This is a genomic window from Trichormus variabilis 0441 (genome assembly GCF_009856605.1).
Classification (GTDB): Bacteria; Cyanobacteriota; Cyanobacteriia; order Cyanobacteriales; family Nostocaceae; genus Trichormus; species Trichormus variabilis.
The window spans coordinates 2,908,170-2,924,595 of the sequence record NZ_CP047242.1; the positions used below are offsets into that span (position 1 = coordinate 2,908,170).

Sequence of the window (16,426 nt, forward strand, 5' to 3'; positions counted from 1 at the left end):
GATGTAATCTAAACTATACTCAGAAATTATTCATACTGACGCACCCCACCAAACCAGCAATTGCGGATAATTTATGGTTTGATTTTCCCTTAAATATTCAAATCCTGTAAAGCTAGACGAATTTGCTCCATACGCCTACGATTAACACCAAGATCCGAATCTCCGATACGAGATGCCGATCGCAGATGAATTACTGACTCATTTGTAGGTAAGTAAAATTCTACATCATCAACAAATTTAAAAATACGGCTCTTAGAAAGGGCATGGATATAGTTATCAGTCTGTTCTACAACCTCCGTACGCGGTACAACTGTCAACACCTTGAGTAAAGTTTCTCGTGCTTTGTCGCGGTCTACATGATAGGGAATTGGTTCAATGGCGTGTTTAGGATCAGCATTTTGACTGACAACACAATTTGGGGAACTTGGACAAGCACTTAAATGACCGCTATCAACCCCCAACCCAGAATGAGAAGCCCAAGTAGGTGCAGGAAATATGACCATACTTGTCAAGAATAATACTGCCGAAACCATACCCCATAGGAGTTGGCGAAAAGCGAAAGGTTTTAGTAGACGTAACATGATCAATATACTCCTCAAAGTTTAATACCCATTCGAGTATAAATGTTGGAAACCCTTACACCGGTCTCAACAGACAACCTGTTTGTGTAAGTCCTAAAATATATAAGCAACAAGAATTACTCCCCACCCCCCATTTTTATGACTATCGAACGCATCCCCAAAAAACATTACCCTAAGGCTGATATTTGGCGAAGAGGTTTCGCTTTGGGTGTCGATTTTCTTGGTGTTTGGTTAGTTAGTTCCTTCTTGGGTAATAGTGGTGGTATCGGTATTCAAGTTGTGCAAATTTTAGTTTTTGTGATTGGTTGGTTAATTTTGCGGGTGTTGGTTGTCTTTAACAACCAAGGACAAAGTTTAGGGCGTTGGGCGTTTGATTTAAAGGTGCTGGAAGTGGAAAACGGGGAAGTTGTCCCCAGGATTCCTGAATTGCTGGCACTGTTCAAGAGAGAAGTTATAATTGGCTTTGGTGTTCTTTTGCTGTCCATTGCCTTGGGCAACATTAGACTCAACCCTACTGCCATATTGCTAGTGATTCCTCTGGCAATTGACTGTGGTGCGGCTTTCTCTGATACCCAGATGCGGCAGGCTTGGCATGACCGTTATGCTGGAACTTTCATAGTTTCGTCGAGTCGGGGCTATTCTCTTGATTTAAAAATTAAGCGAATAGTTGGAACTTTACGACGAAATGTGAGACGATAGTCATTTGTGTTAATTCTCTTCAGGCTTTAGCGTTTGATAAGATTATGGCTAAAAGTAAAGGTGCGCGCATTATAGTCACACTAGAGTGTACTGAATGCCGGACAAATCCAGACAAGCGATCGCCAGGTGTTTCCCGGTATACCTCAACCAAGAACCGTCGTAACACCACCAATCGTCTAGAACTGAAAAAGTTCTGTACCCACTGTAATAAACATACCGTTCACAAGGAAATCAAGTAAAGATGAGCTATTACCGTCGTCGCCTGTCTCCAATTAAGCCTGGAGAACCGATTGATTACAAAGACGTTGATTTGTTGCGTAAATTTATCACTGAGCGTGGTAAAATACTACCCCGAAGAATTACTGGGCTAACCGCTAAACAACAGCGAGAATTGACATTAGCAATTAAACGTTCCCGTCTTGTGGCTTTGTTGCCATTTATCAATGCGGAAGGCTAATTCTAGTCAGTGGCGAGAATTTTAGATTTTGGATAAACGGAAGTGGCTACATAAACAGTGTTATGTAGCTTTAAATCGTCTGAGTCCATAATCTAAAATCTCAATTAGTGTAGGATATTGTTCTACAGTTAAAATCACCGGATTTTGGATTTAGTAGTCATTATTGAACTCCAAAATCTAAAATCTATTTGTTAACCAATTAATTGCGAGAGTTGTGGAGAAGGGGACGCTAGTTGAATTTAGGGTTCAAGGCGATCGCCGTTTGGGCGTGGTAGACCGCCCAGATGGAAAAACCCGTTGGTTTGTGGTAGATGAACGTGGTCAATCCCACAGCCTCGCGCCTAGACAAATTACATATACAGTTAACGGCAACACTTATAAGCCATCAGATATTGACAGGTTTTTGGAGGAAGTCAAGCCTTATCTCGACCCCTCCAGCTTAGAAGTGGCCTGGGAATTACTAGTAGAAGATGGAGAAACAGTCACGCCATCCCAAATGGCTAATTTACTGTTTTCAGAATCCAACTCAGCTCCCAGTTATGCTGCTCATTGCCTGTTATCAGATGACAAGTTATATTTTAAACAAAAAGGTGATGCTTACGAACCGAGAACGGCGGCTCAAGTAGCAGAGCGCAAACACCAGATAGAAGTAGAAGCCCTCAAAGCTAGGGGACAGCAGGAATTTTTGACGCGTGTAGAGCAAGCACTCCAAGGGGAAGCAGTAGAGTGGCAGCGTCATGACCGCCAACGCCTAGAAGGATTGGAAAAGTATGGAACACTTTTGGCTGACATTGTAAAGGTGGGGCTAAACTATGATTCTCTGGCGCGTGCCTATCCTCCCCCAGCCCTAGTTTTAGAAACAATGAATATGCTGGGGCGGCCCGCGACCCCCCAAGGCGCTTTTCAATTACTGGTAGATTTGGGGTGGTGGAGTGCCACGGAAAACTTGTTCCTGCGTCGTTCGTCAATTCCAGTTCAGTTTCCTAGCAAGGTATTAGAAGTGGCGCAACAGCGTTTGGATTTCCCGCCGACAGACTTAGACACAAATCGCCTCGATTTGACTCACCTGAAGGTCTACACAGTTGACGATGAAAGCACCACTGAAATAGATGATGGATTGAGTTGGGAAAAACTCCCCGATAGCCGGGAAAGATTGTGGGTGCATATCGCCGACCCTACCCGCTACTTAGCACCAGAAGATGATTTAGACCTAGAAGCCAGGAAGCGAGGTAGCACAGTTTATTTACCCACGGGAATGATCCCCATGTTCCCCGAAATATTGGCAACTGGCCCCATGAGTTTGGTACAGGGAAGAGTTTGCTGTGCTTTGAGTTTTGGGGTTGTCTTAGATGAGACAGGGGCAGTAGAAGACTTTACTATTCATCCTAGTTTAATTAAGCCTACCTATCGCCTCACCTACGAAGATGTAGATGAAATGTTGGAATTAGGCGTACAAGCAGAACCAGAAATTGCGGCGATCGCTACTTGGGCAACTAAGCGCAAATCTTGGCGGTATAATCAAGGCGCGATCAGCATCAATATGCCGGAGGCGATGATTAAAGTCAAAAATGACGATATCAGTATCGACATTTTAGATGATTCCCGTTCCCGGCAGTTAGTAGCAGAAATGATGATTCTAGCCGGGGAAGTGGCAGCACGTTACGGTCAAGTACACAACATACCCTTGCCCTTTCGTGGTCAACCACAACCGGAATTACCCCCAGAAGACGAATTACTCAGACTGCCAGCCGGATTTGTCCGTGCTTGTGCCATGCGGCGTTGTATGCCCAAGAGTGAAATGAGTATTACTCCTGTGCGTCACGCTGGTTTAGGTTTGGATACCTACACCCAAGCTACATCTCCGATTCGCCGCTACAGTGACTTACTCACGCACTTTCAACTCAAAGCCCACCTGCGGGGTGAAGTTCCTCCCTTTACCGCCGAAGAACTCAAGGAAGTGATGATGACCGTCACCAGCACCACCCAAGAGCTGACAATGGTAGAACGTCAGACGAATAGATACTGGGCGTTGGAATATTTGCGCCGCCATCCAGAAGAGATTTGGCAAGTAACAGTCCTCATGTGGTTACGGGAGGATAGTAACTTAGCACTAATATTGTTAGAAGATTTGGGTTTACAATTACCGATGGTATTCAAGCGATCGGTGAGACTCGGTGAACAGGTATTAGTAAAAGTTAGTATCTCCGATCCGCAAAAGGATGTAATTCAGTTCCAAGAAATAATTTATCAAGAAGCCCAAACAGCAGCGAATTAGAGCAAATTAGCGATTTTCACCTTGGCTATTCTTGAGTAGTTCTTGATCAACCATATTAGTAGGATGAGTCAGACGACTTAAATTCTGTCAATCAACGAATTTTTGATATCTGACGCGCCCTACGCCTGAAATGGGCAACACATCGTTGGGTGAAGAAGACGCGATTCATCGCGTCTCTACAAACAAATGGTTTATTTGTGCCATTCTTTTTTCAAATTGGCATTACCAAATTTTTAACTTTTTGTACACACCAATTCGATAGATGAACTATTATTAATAAAGGAATAAATTAGAGATATATGGTAAACACCTGGTAAATATAGAGGCTGAAATGTTATTCAAGCCTCTATTTTATATTTAAAATATCTATTTTTGATCAAAAGTCTTTTCCTGAAAAGTCAAAATCACTTATCATTTTTTGCTTTTTGGCAACACATACTAAAGGAAGATGATAAGGACAACAATCCAGTTTAAATTAATTTAGTACGTTGTTAAGCACAGCAATTATCGAGGTTTGGTGTTGAACCAAGCCTTTTTTGTATGTAAATATGCCAGTTCATACCAGGTTTGAAAGAATTTGCATACAGTCTAAAGACAGATGAACTAAAGTGCTAGAGGGTTTAAATTAAGCTTGGTGTAGTAAATGCTTGGTATACATAAAGGCTTGGCCCGACCAAGCCTTTTTTGTTGGTTATATGTAGAGCGACATATTATTTGTCTGTAGCGACAAAATATTTGTCATAAATATCATAGCGACAAATTATTTGTCATCGTCTTTTCCTCTATGCAGTTACATAGTAGCACTCCACTGGGCTAAGTATTATTTTTGGTTACATTAGCTCTCGAAGTTATATCTGTAATTTTTTTGAGGTCTAAACCTAAAATAACAAGCATTTACTACTTTCAACCCACCTAATAACTGTAACTTTTTCAACCCACCCCTAGCCGGGATGGTCGTTGAAACCTATCACTACCATCTGTACCTTTGGATGAGAGTAGTCTTTCAACCCGCCCCTAGCCGGGATGGTCGTTGAAACTCCAACTTATCTAGAATGGATGCAGCCTTTCAAAATCTTTCAACCCGCCCCTAGCCGGGATGGTCGTTGAAACTGTTCCCGTCTAGGCCCTTGTTATACAAGCTTTTCAGATGTCTAATTGACACGTCCCTGAAAAAGCTGCTTGTGCCGAAAATCAAAAAAATAAATCAATTGACAAGATGATTCCTTGATTTAATACAGGACAAGGGTTTTCAGAGTTTGGCAAGTCCCCAGGGATTTTGACCCCGCTTCGATTCGCCAAAAAAATATTTGGGAGGGTTCCCCCGACGAAGGGGGTGATTCAGTAGCCACCACTGTGGTAATCCACACCGTTATAAATAACAGTTACAGCTAAAAGCTTTACTCCTTATTGCTGGGAGCGCACCTATCCCATCTATAGAATTCTACAGATGGCAGCATCAGAAGCGGGCAGCTACCAGGGTCAGAAAGCATGACAGTCTTCTAACTACCAAACTAACCCAGATTTATCACAGTACATTGGCTCAAAAGAGCATGAACTGCGGCGCTGTTATACAAATATTATATTTTCAAGGTTCAGATTAGTGAATTAAATTAAAGCGGCTTGGCGTTCTTGATATGCGAAGACGGCTAAATCTCGCGCTTTTTCTTGTGGACTACCTCTGATTGGCTGTGTACCAATTTCAGTAAAAATTCCGGCTTTTGCAGCTTGGGATTTAATACTCTCAATTAATCGGCCGTAACTCCAGCGATGAACACTCATGCGGTATTCTTTGGCGTATTTTTGTTGAACTTCCTTGTAACCTGGGCATTTCTTCTCTGCTCTGGATTGGATTTCACTACTGATTTGCTCACGCATATCGCGGAGTTTTGGAATAACTATACTGCCTGCTTGATAGGTTTTAGCGATCGCCACAATCTCATCAGCCAATAATCTATCCACATATTGTCCTAACTCTGATTCACCAAAGGAGTTTGGCGCATTCTGTTTTTGAGCCTTGTGACGTTCATGAGATAGGCGTTGCTGTTGTTGTCGCTGGCGATTGAGAAGGTTATAGTTTTTGCCAAGCAGTTGTTTGACGCTGCGATAAGCTAAAACTTCATTTTTAACAACATCCACTACAGCTAGTGTTACTGGCTTTTCTAGACCAAAACTAACACCAACTAGGATTGAGGGTCGCCCTTGATAATTAGGCTGGCTGGGACGGGGGAAAGGATTATTAATCCGGTCTAGAGTGGATTGCTGACGAGTGATAAAAGCTTGCTGTTTATCGTTGAGTTCATCTTTCTGTTTTGCTTTAGTTAAAGTTTCGGTAATTTTTGTAATTTTCTCATTCACTACCTGTTGAGTTCCTTCAGCAGTCCACATCCGAGTATCCAAAGTACAGTAAAGATGTAGTTGATTTATTTTCCAGGGTTCACCTTTTTGTTTTCCTGGCAACCAAGCAAGCCTTCCTGAACGCAGAGTAAACAAGCTGCTTGAGTATTGGTTTTTACTATTGCGTTTAATTTCTTGATCCTCTAGGAAGCGTTTAAAGTAGTGCAAATGACGCTTATCACAGTAAACTTCAAAAGTCATTTTTCCCAAGCCGTTGAACCGAACAAAGAGACGATCTTTGTCATTTTGCAGCCATGTCATATCTTCGTTGGATTCGTAAGCCACAGGAAATGGTACATCAGCAGTTTTTCTTAAAAGTGCTGCTTGCCAAGCTTTTGCCTCTTTTTCATTTTGAGGTACATTGACGGTAGCAATTTCTAAAGTTTCTAGCCACTCTTCCCCTGTCAAATCCCTACCTTTAGGTATGCGACTTTGGAGTTGGTCTTTTAATCGCTCGATTTCTATTTCTTTTGTGCGTCTATTTCTATTAAATTCTTCTGGGTCTTCGTCGCGTTCGCTGATTTGACAGTTATTTTTGAGCAGATATGCGATCGCACAACGAGTAAGAGTCTCTTGTGTTTGTTCGTGAGTGTTTAAAAGAATTTGAAAAAGTGAAGATTTCTGTAACTTTGCAGATTTTTTAGCTTTTTTGCTCTTTCTAGGGTTTTTATTCTGGTCGGACTGGGGGGTAAATTGGGTAAGAATTTCGTTGGCTTTAGTACGAATTACGTTTAAGTTACATTGACTTTCTTGTTCAAGTTGTAGATCACTTTTGAGTATTGTCAGCCAACGTTCTTTGCCTTCTATTTGCCGCTTTCTTCGTTTTTGCAAAGCGAACCAGGATTTATATACATAATCTACTAGAGCGATCGCTGAGGTGTAAAAGCGTCCAGGTTGATCAGCAAAACGCTCTTGAGTTTTGAAGGAGTTAACAAGTGTTTTGAGTAATTCAGTAGGTATTCTGCCTTTATCTAGCCAGGTTTCAAACTCTGGGTGCTTTCCTACCTGTGCCAATAATTCATTTATAAGTGGTGTATTTTTTTCTGCCATCAGTTCCCACAGTTGGCGGAGGATGTCTTCTTCAGCAACCAAGCGACATTGAATTGTAATAACGCTCATGGTGTCCTCAGCTTTGTGGTTTCAGTAAAACTGACAGGGTTGTTAATTGTTTTTTTGCTTACTATATTATAGCGCAATGACGTAATAGCGCAATGACGCAAATGTTTTTTTGCTGAGAGGCTGTGCAAAAATGAAAGCCGCAAGCTTTGGCTTCAAATTAGGATGGCAGAAGAAACTAGAGAAGTTCGGGGTAGACTCCCTAAAGACTTAAAAATCGCCTTTGAAATTGCCTGTGCGCGTCTGGAATTGACGCAGACTGCGGCTTTGGAGGAGGCTATCAAGGAATGGTTGAAAAAACATGAATCTACGTCTAGTGACAAATAGATTGAGTTATGAGCAATAGGATTTGTTTGTGGATTAACTAATTCTTCGTAATGGCGGTTATATTCTGGAAGCGTTTTGGTTCTGGTAATTCCTATCAAAATCCTCAATAGACGGTGCAATGCGATCGCCATTTCTTATCAAATCTGACTACCACAATCACATATAAGTCTGACTAACTGAGTTTGAATTTATAGTAACACTCGGTATTAATACTAATGCTTTTAAAAGGATGTGTTGCTACATTTTGAACATACAAATTGGTATGCTTGCTCACGCTTATGGCCATAATTATGTATGGCTTTGATGGGCAAAATATATCGATACTTTTATTAAATAGACTCAAATGGTTTAAAGAATGTAAATTAATTATGCTCTTAAATTAAGTATTAAAAAATACATTAGTTTTTGGCTAAGTAAATTTACAAGTATTTTAAATCCTAACTTTTTATACTCAATTAAAATCTACGGATTTGCAACTGTAAGCGATCGCTTCACAGGTGATTTTTCATGCAAAAAATAGCTTCTCTGAGGTTGGTGTAGGGGTTTCAGCAGGGCAAAGGATTGTAGCGGATGAGTGTTGTTACTGGGCAAATTGTGCGGGTGCGATCGCGGCAGTATCTTGTAGAAGATGTAGTGGCTAAACCTTTGGTGAAGGAAGACACTTTAGTTTGCCTTTCGTGTTTAGAAGATGATGCGTTAGGTGAACAGTTAGAAGTTCTTTGGGAAAGAGAAGTTGATGCCAAAGTCATAGGTAAAACTTCGTGGGAGTCCATAGCAAACCGAGGTTTTGACAATCCCCGTCTATTTTCGGCTTATCTCCATACTCTGCGCTGGAATTGTGTTACCTCAACTGACCCAAAACTGTTTCAAGCACCATACCGTGCAGGTATTGAAGTCAAAGCTTACCAGCTTGAACCGCTACGTAAAGCTTTATTAATGCCTAGAGTTGCTTTGTTTATTGCTGACGATGTTGGTTTAGGGAAAACCATAGAAGCAGGTCTGATTTTAAGAGAAATGTTGATGCGGCAAAAAGTTCGCCGTGTTTTGATTTCCTGTCCGCCGTCGGTTGTACGGCAATGGCAAGAAGAAATGGAAAGCCGCTTCGGGCTAACTTTTGTAATTTTTGACCGTGAGTTTGTAGCTAGTCGTCGTCAAGAACGCGGTTATGGAATTAACCCTTGGACAACTCACAGCCGCTTCATTATTTCTCATGCTTTGTTACGTGATGAAACCTATGCTGCTCCTTTGCGTGATTGGTTGGGAGATTTTACAGGCGCATCAATGCTGATTCTTGATGAAGCACACAACGCAGCCCCAGCTAGTGGTGCGAAGTATGCTGTAGATTCTCAGTTAACACGTACTGTCCGCGATATAGCACCACGGTTTGAACATAAGCTGTTTCTTTCTGCTACGCCTCATAATGGTCATTCCAATAGTTTTGCAGCTTTATTAGAAATCCTCGACCCGCAACGGTTTTGTCGAGGTGTCCCTGTGCGAGATAGCAAACTTTTAGATACAGTGATGGTGCGGCGATTAAAACAAGATTTACGGGAGATTGGCGAAGAGTTTCCCGAACGACGGGTTATTCCTATCGTCATCGATAACCTTCCAGAAGATGCGCCGGAGTTGAAACTGTCGCGGTTGCTGCAAGAATACCGCAGTCTAAGGGAAGAACGGCTCAAGGAAGCATCGAAGTCAACTCAAAATGCGGCGATGCTGGTAATAACTTCGCTGCAAAAGCGTCTGCTATCTTCCATTGAAGCTTTTGCACGCACTTTAAAAGTTCATCGGGCGGCAATTGAAAAGCAATCTGTTAACCGTTCTGCAAACGCCATAGAAAATTTACCGTTGCTATTAGAACCCCCTGGTGCTGACGATGAACGGGCTGAACTAGCAGAAGAAGAAGTACAAGCAGAAGAAGATACTCAGGTAATGGTGGCTACTGGGCAGGCTGCAAGCTTTGGGTTAAGCAGCCGGGAATTGGAAATTTTAGAAGAGATGACCGATGTAGCCAACCAAGCTAGATATCAAGCAGACCCACGAGTTGAAAAATTAGTGGCATGGATTAAACAAAATCTCTGTCCTGATTTGGGTAAACCTAATGCTGCTTGGTTAGAGAAGCGAGTCATTATATTTACTGAATATACAGATACAAAACGCTACTTACAGCAAAAACTTCAGGAAGCCATTGCAGGTTCAGATAAAGAACGCGATAGCGAAGCGCTACGGCGAAACGCCGAACGCATTGATGTATTTCATGGTGGTATTGGCGAAGAACGCCGGGAAGCTATCAAAAATGCCTTCAATGCTGACCCATTGCGTCACCCCCTCCGCATTCTCATAGCCACGGATGCAGCAAGGGAAGGGGTAAACCTGCAAAACAATTGTGCTGACCTATTCCATTTTGATGTGCCTTGGAACCCGTCGAGGATGGAACAGCGCAACGGGCGTATTGACAGAAAATTACAGCGATCGCCTATTGTTCACTGCTACTACTTTGTTTTAGCGCAACGGACAGAGGACAAAGTATTGAAAGTGCTGGTGAAGAAGACCGAAACAATTCAAAAAGAATTGGGGACGCTTTCGCCAGTGGTGCAGAAAAATTTATCGCGTCTGCTGGAAGGTGGTATTCGCCACAATCAGCTAACTAATATTACTGCTTCCATAGAACAAGCTGATTTACCTAATTTACAGATAGTAAATGAGGAATTGGAAGAAAATCGACTGCGGAGAGAAGAATTAACCAAGCAATTATCCCAGTTGCAAGAGATGTTGAAAACATCGCGGGATTGGTTGGGACTGAGTGATGAACACTTCCGCAATGCTATTTCCGCTTCTTTAGAAATTCTCGGCGCGACTCCTCTGACTCCAGTCAATAGCAATGAAGCTTGTCAAGATTCGGCTACTGCACGCTGGACGCTTCCACCCCTTGACCAACGCGCAGACCCGACATGGGCGAATACTCTTGATACCTTAAGACCGCCACGCAAGAAAGGACAAAAGCCTTGGGAATGGCGACGGGAAGCAGCGATTCGTCCGGTAGTATTTCGTGACCCTGGTTCATTGGATGGGGATGTAGTTCACCTGCATTTAGAACATCGGGTGGTACAGCGTCTTTTAGGGCGATTTTTAGCCCAAGGGTTTTTACATGATGAGTTAACCCGCGCTTGCGTTTGCCTAACTGATGACCCAATTCCGAAAGTTCTCGCCTTGGGACGGTTATCTGTTTACGGACAGGGTGCGTCGCGGCTGCATGACGAAGTAATTGCGATCGCGGCGGAATGGTCAGACCCAGCCGCGAGGGGACGCAAGAAACTACAACCGTTAAACGAAGGGGAGAAAGACAACGTACTGGCTTTATTGGAAGATTCTTTAGCTTCTCCTCGTTTGCAAAAAGCATCCCAGACTGTTAAGGAACTGCTAAAGCAGAATGCTACTCAAGATATTGCTGATTTGATTCCCCATTTAGAACGTCGTGCCAATATTTTGGCGCAAAGGGCTGAGAAAAAGTTAACCGAACGGGGCAAAAAAGAAGCTGTAGAGATGAAAAAAATTCTCGAACAGCAGCAGCAGCGTATTAGCCAACGTAAGCAGGAAATTGAAAATACCAAAGCTATCCAGCTATCAATTCCATTTGCAGAGTTCCCTGTCGAGGAAAAACGGCAGTTAGAAGCAGACCGTCGCCACTGGGAGAAGCGATTGAAAGACCTGGCTGAAGAAATTATTTCTGAACCTGCCCGAATTGAGGCTTCCTACGAAGTTAGGGCGGTGCGAGTTGAACCTGTGGGGTTGATTTATTTATGGCCAGTTTCGGGTTGAGGGGGTGAGGAGTATGGTTAAGGATAGAGAAATTCAAGCGCATAAGGAATGGTTGGGCTTCCTTCAGCCAGTGGGGTTGGTAGTGTCGCCAACGGCGTTAAATAATGCCCAAATGTCGGTAAATCGCAACGTTGTTGAGTTACAGCAACGGTTAAGCGAAATAGTAAGCCGAAATTCCTTTGATGACAGCAGCAACTACACCTGCGTAATTTCTGACTTTCCCACCTTCACAGTTGAAATTCTCGGTTGGCAACCGACAGATTTAGTCGAGAGTCCAGAGGATTTAACGGTATCGCTACCAGAATACGGTGAAATTTTACAACCAACATATACCGTACCTGACCCAGATAAAGGTGGCTGGTTGATGCTGGTACAGGTCATTTCCACTGGTACTGACTTTGATAGAGTCAGCGAGAATATCAAATCTACAGGATGGCACGCCAACCCTCAAGGGAAATTTGAGCGACTGTTGCGGGAGAAGGAAATTCCTGTAGGTATTTTGTGTAATGGTACAGAATTACGTTTGGTATATGCCCCACGCGGCGAATCTTCTGGACACCTAACCTTTCCAGTACAGGCGATGTGCGAAGTATCGGGACGGTTAATTTTGGGTGCAATGCAGATGTTGTTGGAAGAACAGCGAGTGTTCAATGCACCAACTGACCGCCGTTTAGTAGCATTACTGCAAAATAGCCGCAAGTACCAAAACGAAGTTTCTACCAAGTTATCAGAACAGGTACTTGATGCACTGTGGGAATTACTGCGTGGTTTTCAAGCTGCGAATGACCATGCTAAAGGACTCTTGCTTGATGACATTGCCCAAAACGACCCCCAACATATCTACGGTGGATTAATTACAGTTTTGCTGCGGTTGGTGTTTCTGCTGTATGCGGAAGATGAGGGATTGATGCCGCAGGGTTCGATTTACACGCGCAACTATTCTGTAACTGGACTTTATGAGAGATTGCGCGAGGATGCGGGTAACTATCCTGACACAATGGAACAGCGTTATGGTGCTTGGGCTTGGTTACTCAGTCTTTTTCGCTTAGTTTACGATGGTGGCTGTCATGCTGACTTATATTTGCCAGCACGTCACGGACAGCTTTTTGACCCAGATGAGTACGCATTTTTAGAAGGTCGTTCTCGTCATACTACTTATAAAGAATGGGATTTAATTGAACCGCCACGTGTTTCTGATAGCGTAGTTCATGAGGTATTGCGAGCATTACTCGTTCTTGATGGTGAGCGTTTGTCATACCGTTCTCTAGATGTGGAACAAATTGGTTCCGTATACGAAGCGGCAACCGGATACGAGGTTAAAAAAGCTACTTCTCAATCTATTGGCTTATGGAGTAAACCAAAAAGTGCTAAAGCCTCCATTACTGTAGTCGTTAGCGTTGATGAGGTTTTAAAAACCAAAGCCAATGACAGGGCGAAGTATTTAAAAGAAGTGGCAGGTTGTGAAATTTCTGGAAAATCACTGACAGATTTAAAGCAAGCAACAACCGCCGAGGATTTAATTGCAGCTTTAGGACGGAAAATATCTCCACAAACCCCAACTTTATTACCTGTGGGTTCGCTTTATTTGCAACCAGGGGAAGAACGGCGGCGCAGTGGAACTCATTATACGCCCCGTGCGTTGACAGAACCGATAGTTAAAGAAACTCTCAGACCTGTTCTGGAAGCCTTGGGTGAACGTCCCACACCAGAGCAAATTTTGGCTTTGAAGGTATGCGATTTAGCTGTTGGTTCGGGCGCGTTCTTGGTAGAAGCTTGTCGTCAGTTAGCGGAAAAATTGGTGGAAGCTTGGAATCAACATGGCATGATTTCAGAAGTTCCATCAGATGAAGAACCCTTACTGTATGGGCGGCGTTTGGTGGCGCAGCGCTGTTTGTATGGGGTGGATAAAAACCCGTTTGCGGTGAATTTAGCAAAGTTATCTTTGTGGTTGGTAACTTTAGCGAAAAAGCATCCTTTTACATTTTTAGACCATGCGTTGAAATGTGGTGATTCATTGGTAGGTTTAACCCGCGACCAACTTGTTAAATTTAACTGGGAAAAAGATACTACTTATGATGATAAAGAATTGCTTTTATTTAATGAGCAACTAAATAAGGTTAAGTTTAACCGTGATGAAATTCAAAGTTTAGACGATGAGAATTACGATGCGAAGCGTGATTTTTATGAAGCAACAGAGGAATTATTACATGATGCTCGTCTCAAAGGTGATTTAGTGATTGCTTCTTTCTTTGCGGCGGAGAAAGATAAAGCAAGGAAAGAGGAGAGAGACGGATTATTTCAGAAGTATTTTAAATGGCGGCGAAATCCAGATGAGAGTGCAGAGGTTTTAAGTATTAGTAAAAAACTGCGGCAAGCAGATAAACCTGTGAAACCGTTTAATTGGGAAACTGAATTTCCAGAGGTATTTGATAGAGAAAATCCGGGGTTCGATGCAATTGTTGGAAATCCACCATTTTTAGGTGGGAAACGGATTAGCACAGTATTAGGAGATGGTTATAGAGATTGGTTGCCTATAGTAAATCCAGAAGCAAATAGTAATAGTGATTTAGTTGCTCACTTTTTTAGAAGAGCGTTTACTCTCTTGAGAAATAATGGATGTTTTGGTCTTATCGCAACAAATACCATTGCTCAAGGAGACACCCGCGATACAGGTCTGAAATACATATGTAATCATGACGGTACGATATACAACGCTCAAAAGCGGCTAAAGTGGGCAGGGGATGCAGCAGTGGTAGTAAGTGTGGTAAATATCCAAAAGGGAATTTACGTGGGAAAAAAGATTTTAAACGGCATAGAAGTCCCTCTTATCTCAGCATTTCTGTTTCATACAGGCGGAAACGAAGCACCCCAAACCTTGATTGCCAATGCAAATAAGAGTTTTATTGGTTCCGACCTACAAGGTATGGGATTTACATTTGATGATACAAAAAGTGATACTACATCCATTGCTGAAATGCACCGCTTAACTACAAAAAATCCTAAAAATGCAGAAGTAATTTTTCCTTATATTGGAGGTTCTGAGATAAATACTAGACCTACTCATGACTATCATCGCTATGTCATCAACTTCGGTGATATGGATGAAGAAAAAGCATGGGAATGGGAAGAGTTAATGAAAATATTAGAAGAAAAAGTTAGACCAGAGCGTTTAAGAAAAGCAAAAGAATTAGCACAGTATCCTTGGTGGAGGTTTTGGAGAACTCGGCAAAAACTGTATGATGCAATCACATCTCTCGAACGTGTATTAGTTTGCTCTAGAGTTAACCCTAACTGCTCTTTTACATTTTTACCTCCAAATTTAGTTTATGCAGAGTCACTGGTAATTTTTGCCTTATCTAAATATTCTGCTTTTGGGATATTACAAAGTTCTACTCATGAATTATGGGCTAGATTTTTTAGCAGTACAGCAATGGATTTGTTGCGTTATTCTTGTTCCGACTGTTTTGAAACCTTCCCCTTCCCCCAAAACTGGGAAACCAACTCTACCCTAGAAACCATAGGCAAAGAATACTACGAATACCGCGCTGCCTTAATGGTTCGCAACAACCAAGGACTCACCGACACCTACAACCGCTTCCACGACCCCGACGAATACGACCCCGAAATCCTCAAACTCCGCGAACTCCACACCGCAATGGATAAAGCCGTCCTCAACGCTTACGGCTGGTCAGATATCCCCACCGACTGCGATTTTATCCTCGACTACGAAGAGGAAGAAGACACAGAAAACAGCAGTGGACGACAAAAGAAAAAACCCTGGCGTTATCGTTGGCGCGAAGAAATCCACGATGAAGTTTTAGCACGCTTACTTGATTTAAACCAAAAACGCGCCGAAGCAGAAATTTTAGGCGGTAAAGGTGCAGATAAAGGGAAGGGTAAAGGAGGGAAAAATAAATCTAATCAAAGAAAGTCTAAAAAGGTGATTGAAAATGCACCAGCAATACCAGGAATTATTTGACAATTTTGATGTTTTACCTATTTTTTGCACGCCAGTCACCCAGACCATTAACCAGACCGTTAGCCGCCAGCGCACCAACCCGCCAGGGAATGTAATTCCCTGTCTAATAGCGAAAGTCCTCTATAAGAGGACTGAGAAAATTAAGAACACTTGGCTGGGTTTTCTGATTTTAAACGAGTCGGATTTATCCGACTTCAGCTATCAGACAGGGGTTTTGAACCCCTGGCTGAGTAGGTGGTAAATCTGATGAATCAAACAAATCCGGTATAAATACATTTATGCTTTTTCTTTAAATATGGGAAATCTAATAAATGTAGGTGCTAATTAGCAAAAAATATGTCCTTATGGCGGCTTTACTATCACATTGTTTGGGCAACAAAACAACGCCTACCTCTGATTATGCCCAGCAAAGAATCTGAGCTTCATAATTATATTATTGGTAAATCAGATGCACTAAATTGTATTGTTCATGGGATAGGTGGTATGGAAGACCATATTCATTTAGTTGTGTCTATTCCTCCAACACTAGCAATTGCAGATTTTATTAAAAAAATTAAAGGCAGTAGTTCTTATTATTTCAATCATAATATTGCTGCTAGTTCGGATAAATTTTCTTGGCAGGAAGGCTATGGGGTTTTCTCTTTAGGTAGCAAGCAACTTGAGCAGGCTGTTAATTATGTTAAAAATCAAAAAATCCATCATTCACAAGGAACAACAAATTCTCATTTGGAAAATATTTAAATTGATTGATATCCAGATAGCCAGATAGTCAGGGATTG

The 16,426-nt window shown here is 42.3% G+C and carries 10 protein-coding genes; 8 read left to right on the forward strand and 2 right to left on the reverse strand.

The window, feature by feature from the left end:
• Positions 1 to 89: 89 nt before the first annotated feature.
• On the reverse strand, positions 90 to 581 hold the full coding sequence (locus GSQ19_RS11850) for a DUF1499 domain-containing protein (RefSeq protein WP_011318154.1): 492 nt from the start codon (positions 579 to 581) through the stop codon (positions 90 to 92).
• A gap of 138 nt (positions 582 to 719) precedes the next feature.
• On the opposite strand from GSQ19_RS11850, the gene GSQ19_RS11855 reads away from it, so the two are divergent.
• The 4 genes from GSQ19_RS11855 (at position 720) to GSQ19_RS11870 (ending at position 4,012) form a co-directional block, all read left to right on the forward strand.
• Positions 720 to 1,280 (forward strand): RDD family protein, encoded by a 561-nt coding sequence (locus tag GSQ19_RS11855; protein WP_011318155.1) that lies wholly within the window; start codon positions 720 to 722, stop codon positions 1,278 to 1,280.
• Between the two features lie 44 nt (positions 1,281 to 1,324).
• Positions 1,325 to 1,519, forward strand: coding sequence for a 50S ribosomal protein L33 (rpmG, locus tag GSQ19_RS11860; protein ID WP_010998585.1), 195 nt, complete (start codon positions 1,325 to 1,327; stop codon positions 1,517 to 1,519).
• Positions 1,520 to 1,521: 2 nt separating this feature from the next.
• A complete protein-coding gene (gene rpsR / locus GSQ19_RS11865) occupies positions 1,522 to 1,737 on the forward strand; it encodes a 30S ribosomal protein S18 (protein WP_010998584.1) in 216 nt (71 codons plus the stop codon).
• A gap of 214 nt (positions 1,738 to 1,951) precedes the next feature.
• Complete coding sequence (locus GSQ19_RS11870; protein ID WP_011318156.1) at positions 1,952 to 4,012, forward strand: ribonuclease catalytic domain-containing protein; 2,061 nt, start codon at positions 1,952 to 1,954, stop codon at positions 4,010 to 4,012.
• A gap of 1,605 nt (positions 4,013 to 5,617) precedes the next feature.
• On the opposite strand, the gene cas12k is transcribed toward GSQ19_RS11870, so the two are convergent.
• Positions 5,618 to 7,525, reverse strand: a complete 1,908-nt coding sequence (cas12k, locus tag GSQ19_RS11875) for a type V CRISPR-associated protein Cas12k (RefSeq protein ID WP_011318157.1) — start codon at positions 7,523 to 7,525, stop codon at positions 5,618 to 5,620.
• Positions 7,526 to 7,687: 162 nt separating this feature from the next.
• Here cas12k and GSQ19_RS29710 point away from each other — a divergent pair, with 162 nt between their 5' ends.
• From GSQ19_RS29710 to tnpA, 4 genes are all read left to right on the forward strand, one after another.
• Positions 7,688 to 7,849: a hypothetical protein gene (locus GSQ19_RS29710; RefSeq protein ID WP_015115426.1), complete on the forward strand. Its 162-nt coding sequence runs from the start codon at positions 7,688 to 7,690 to the stop codon at positions 7,847 to 7,849.
• Positions 7,850 to 8,419: 570 nt separating this feature from the next.
• Complete coding sequence (gene drmD / locus GSQ19_RS11880; protein ID WP_011318159.1) at positions 8,420 to 11,668, forward strand: DISARM system SNF2-like helicase DrmD; 3,249 nt, start codon at positions 8,420 to 8,422, stop codon at positions 11,666 to 11,668.
• 13 nt (positions 11,669 to 11,681) lie between these two features.
• On the forward strand, positions 11,682 to 15,647 hold the full coding sequence (locus GSQ19_RS11885) for an Eco57I restriction-modification methylase domain-containing protein (RefSeq protein ID WP_011318160.1): 3,966 nt from the start codon (positions 11,682 to 11,684) through the stop codon (positions 15,645 to 15,647).
• A gap of 336 nt (positions 15,648 to 15,983) precedes the next feature.
• On the forward strand, positions 15,984 to 16,388 hold the full coding sequence (tnpA, locus tag GSQ19_RS11890) for an IS200/IS605 family transposase (RefSeq protein ID WP_011318161.1): 405 nt from the start codon (positions 15,984 to 15,986) through the stop codon (positions 16,386 to 16,388).
• Positions 16,389 to 16,426: the final 38 nt, after the last annotated feature.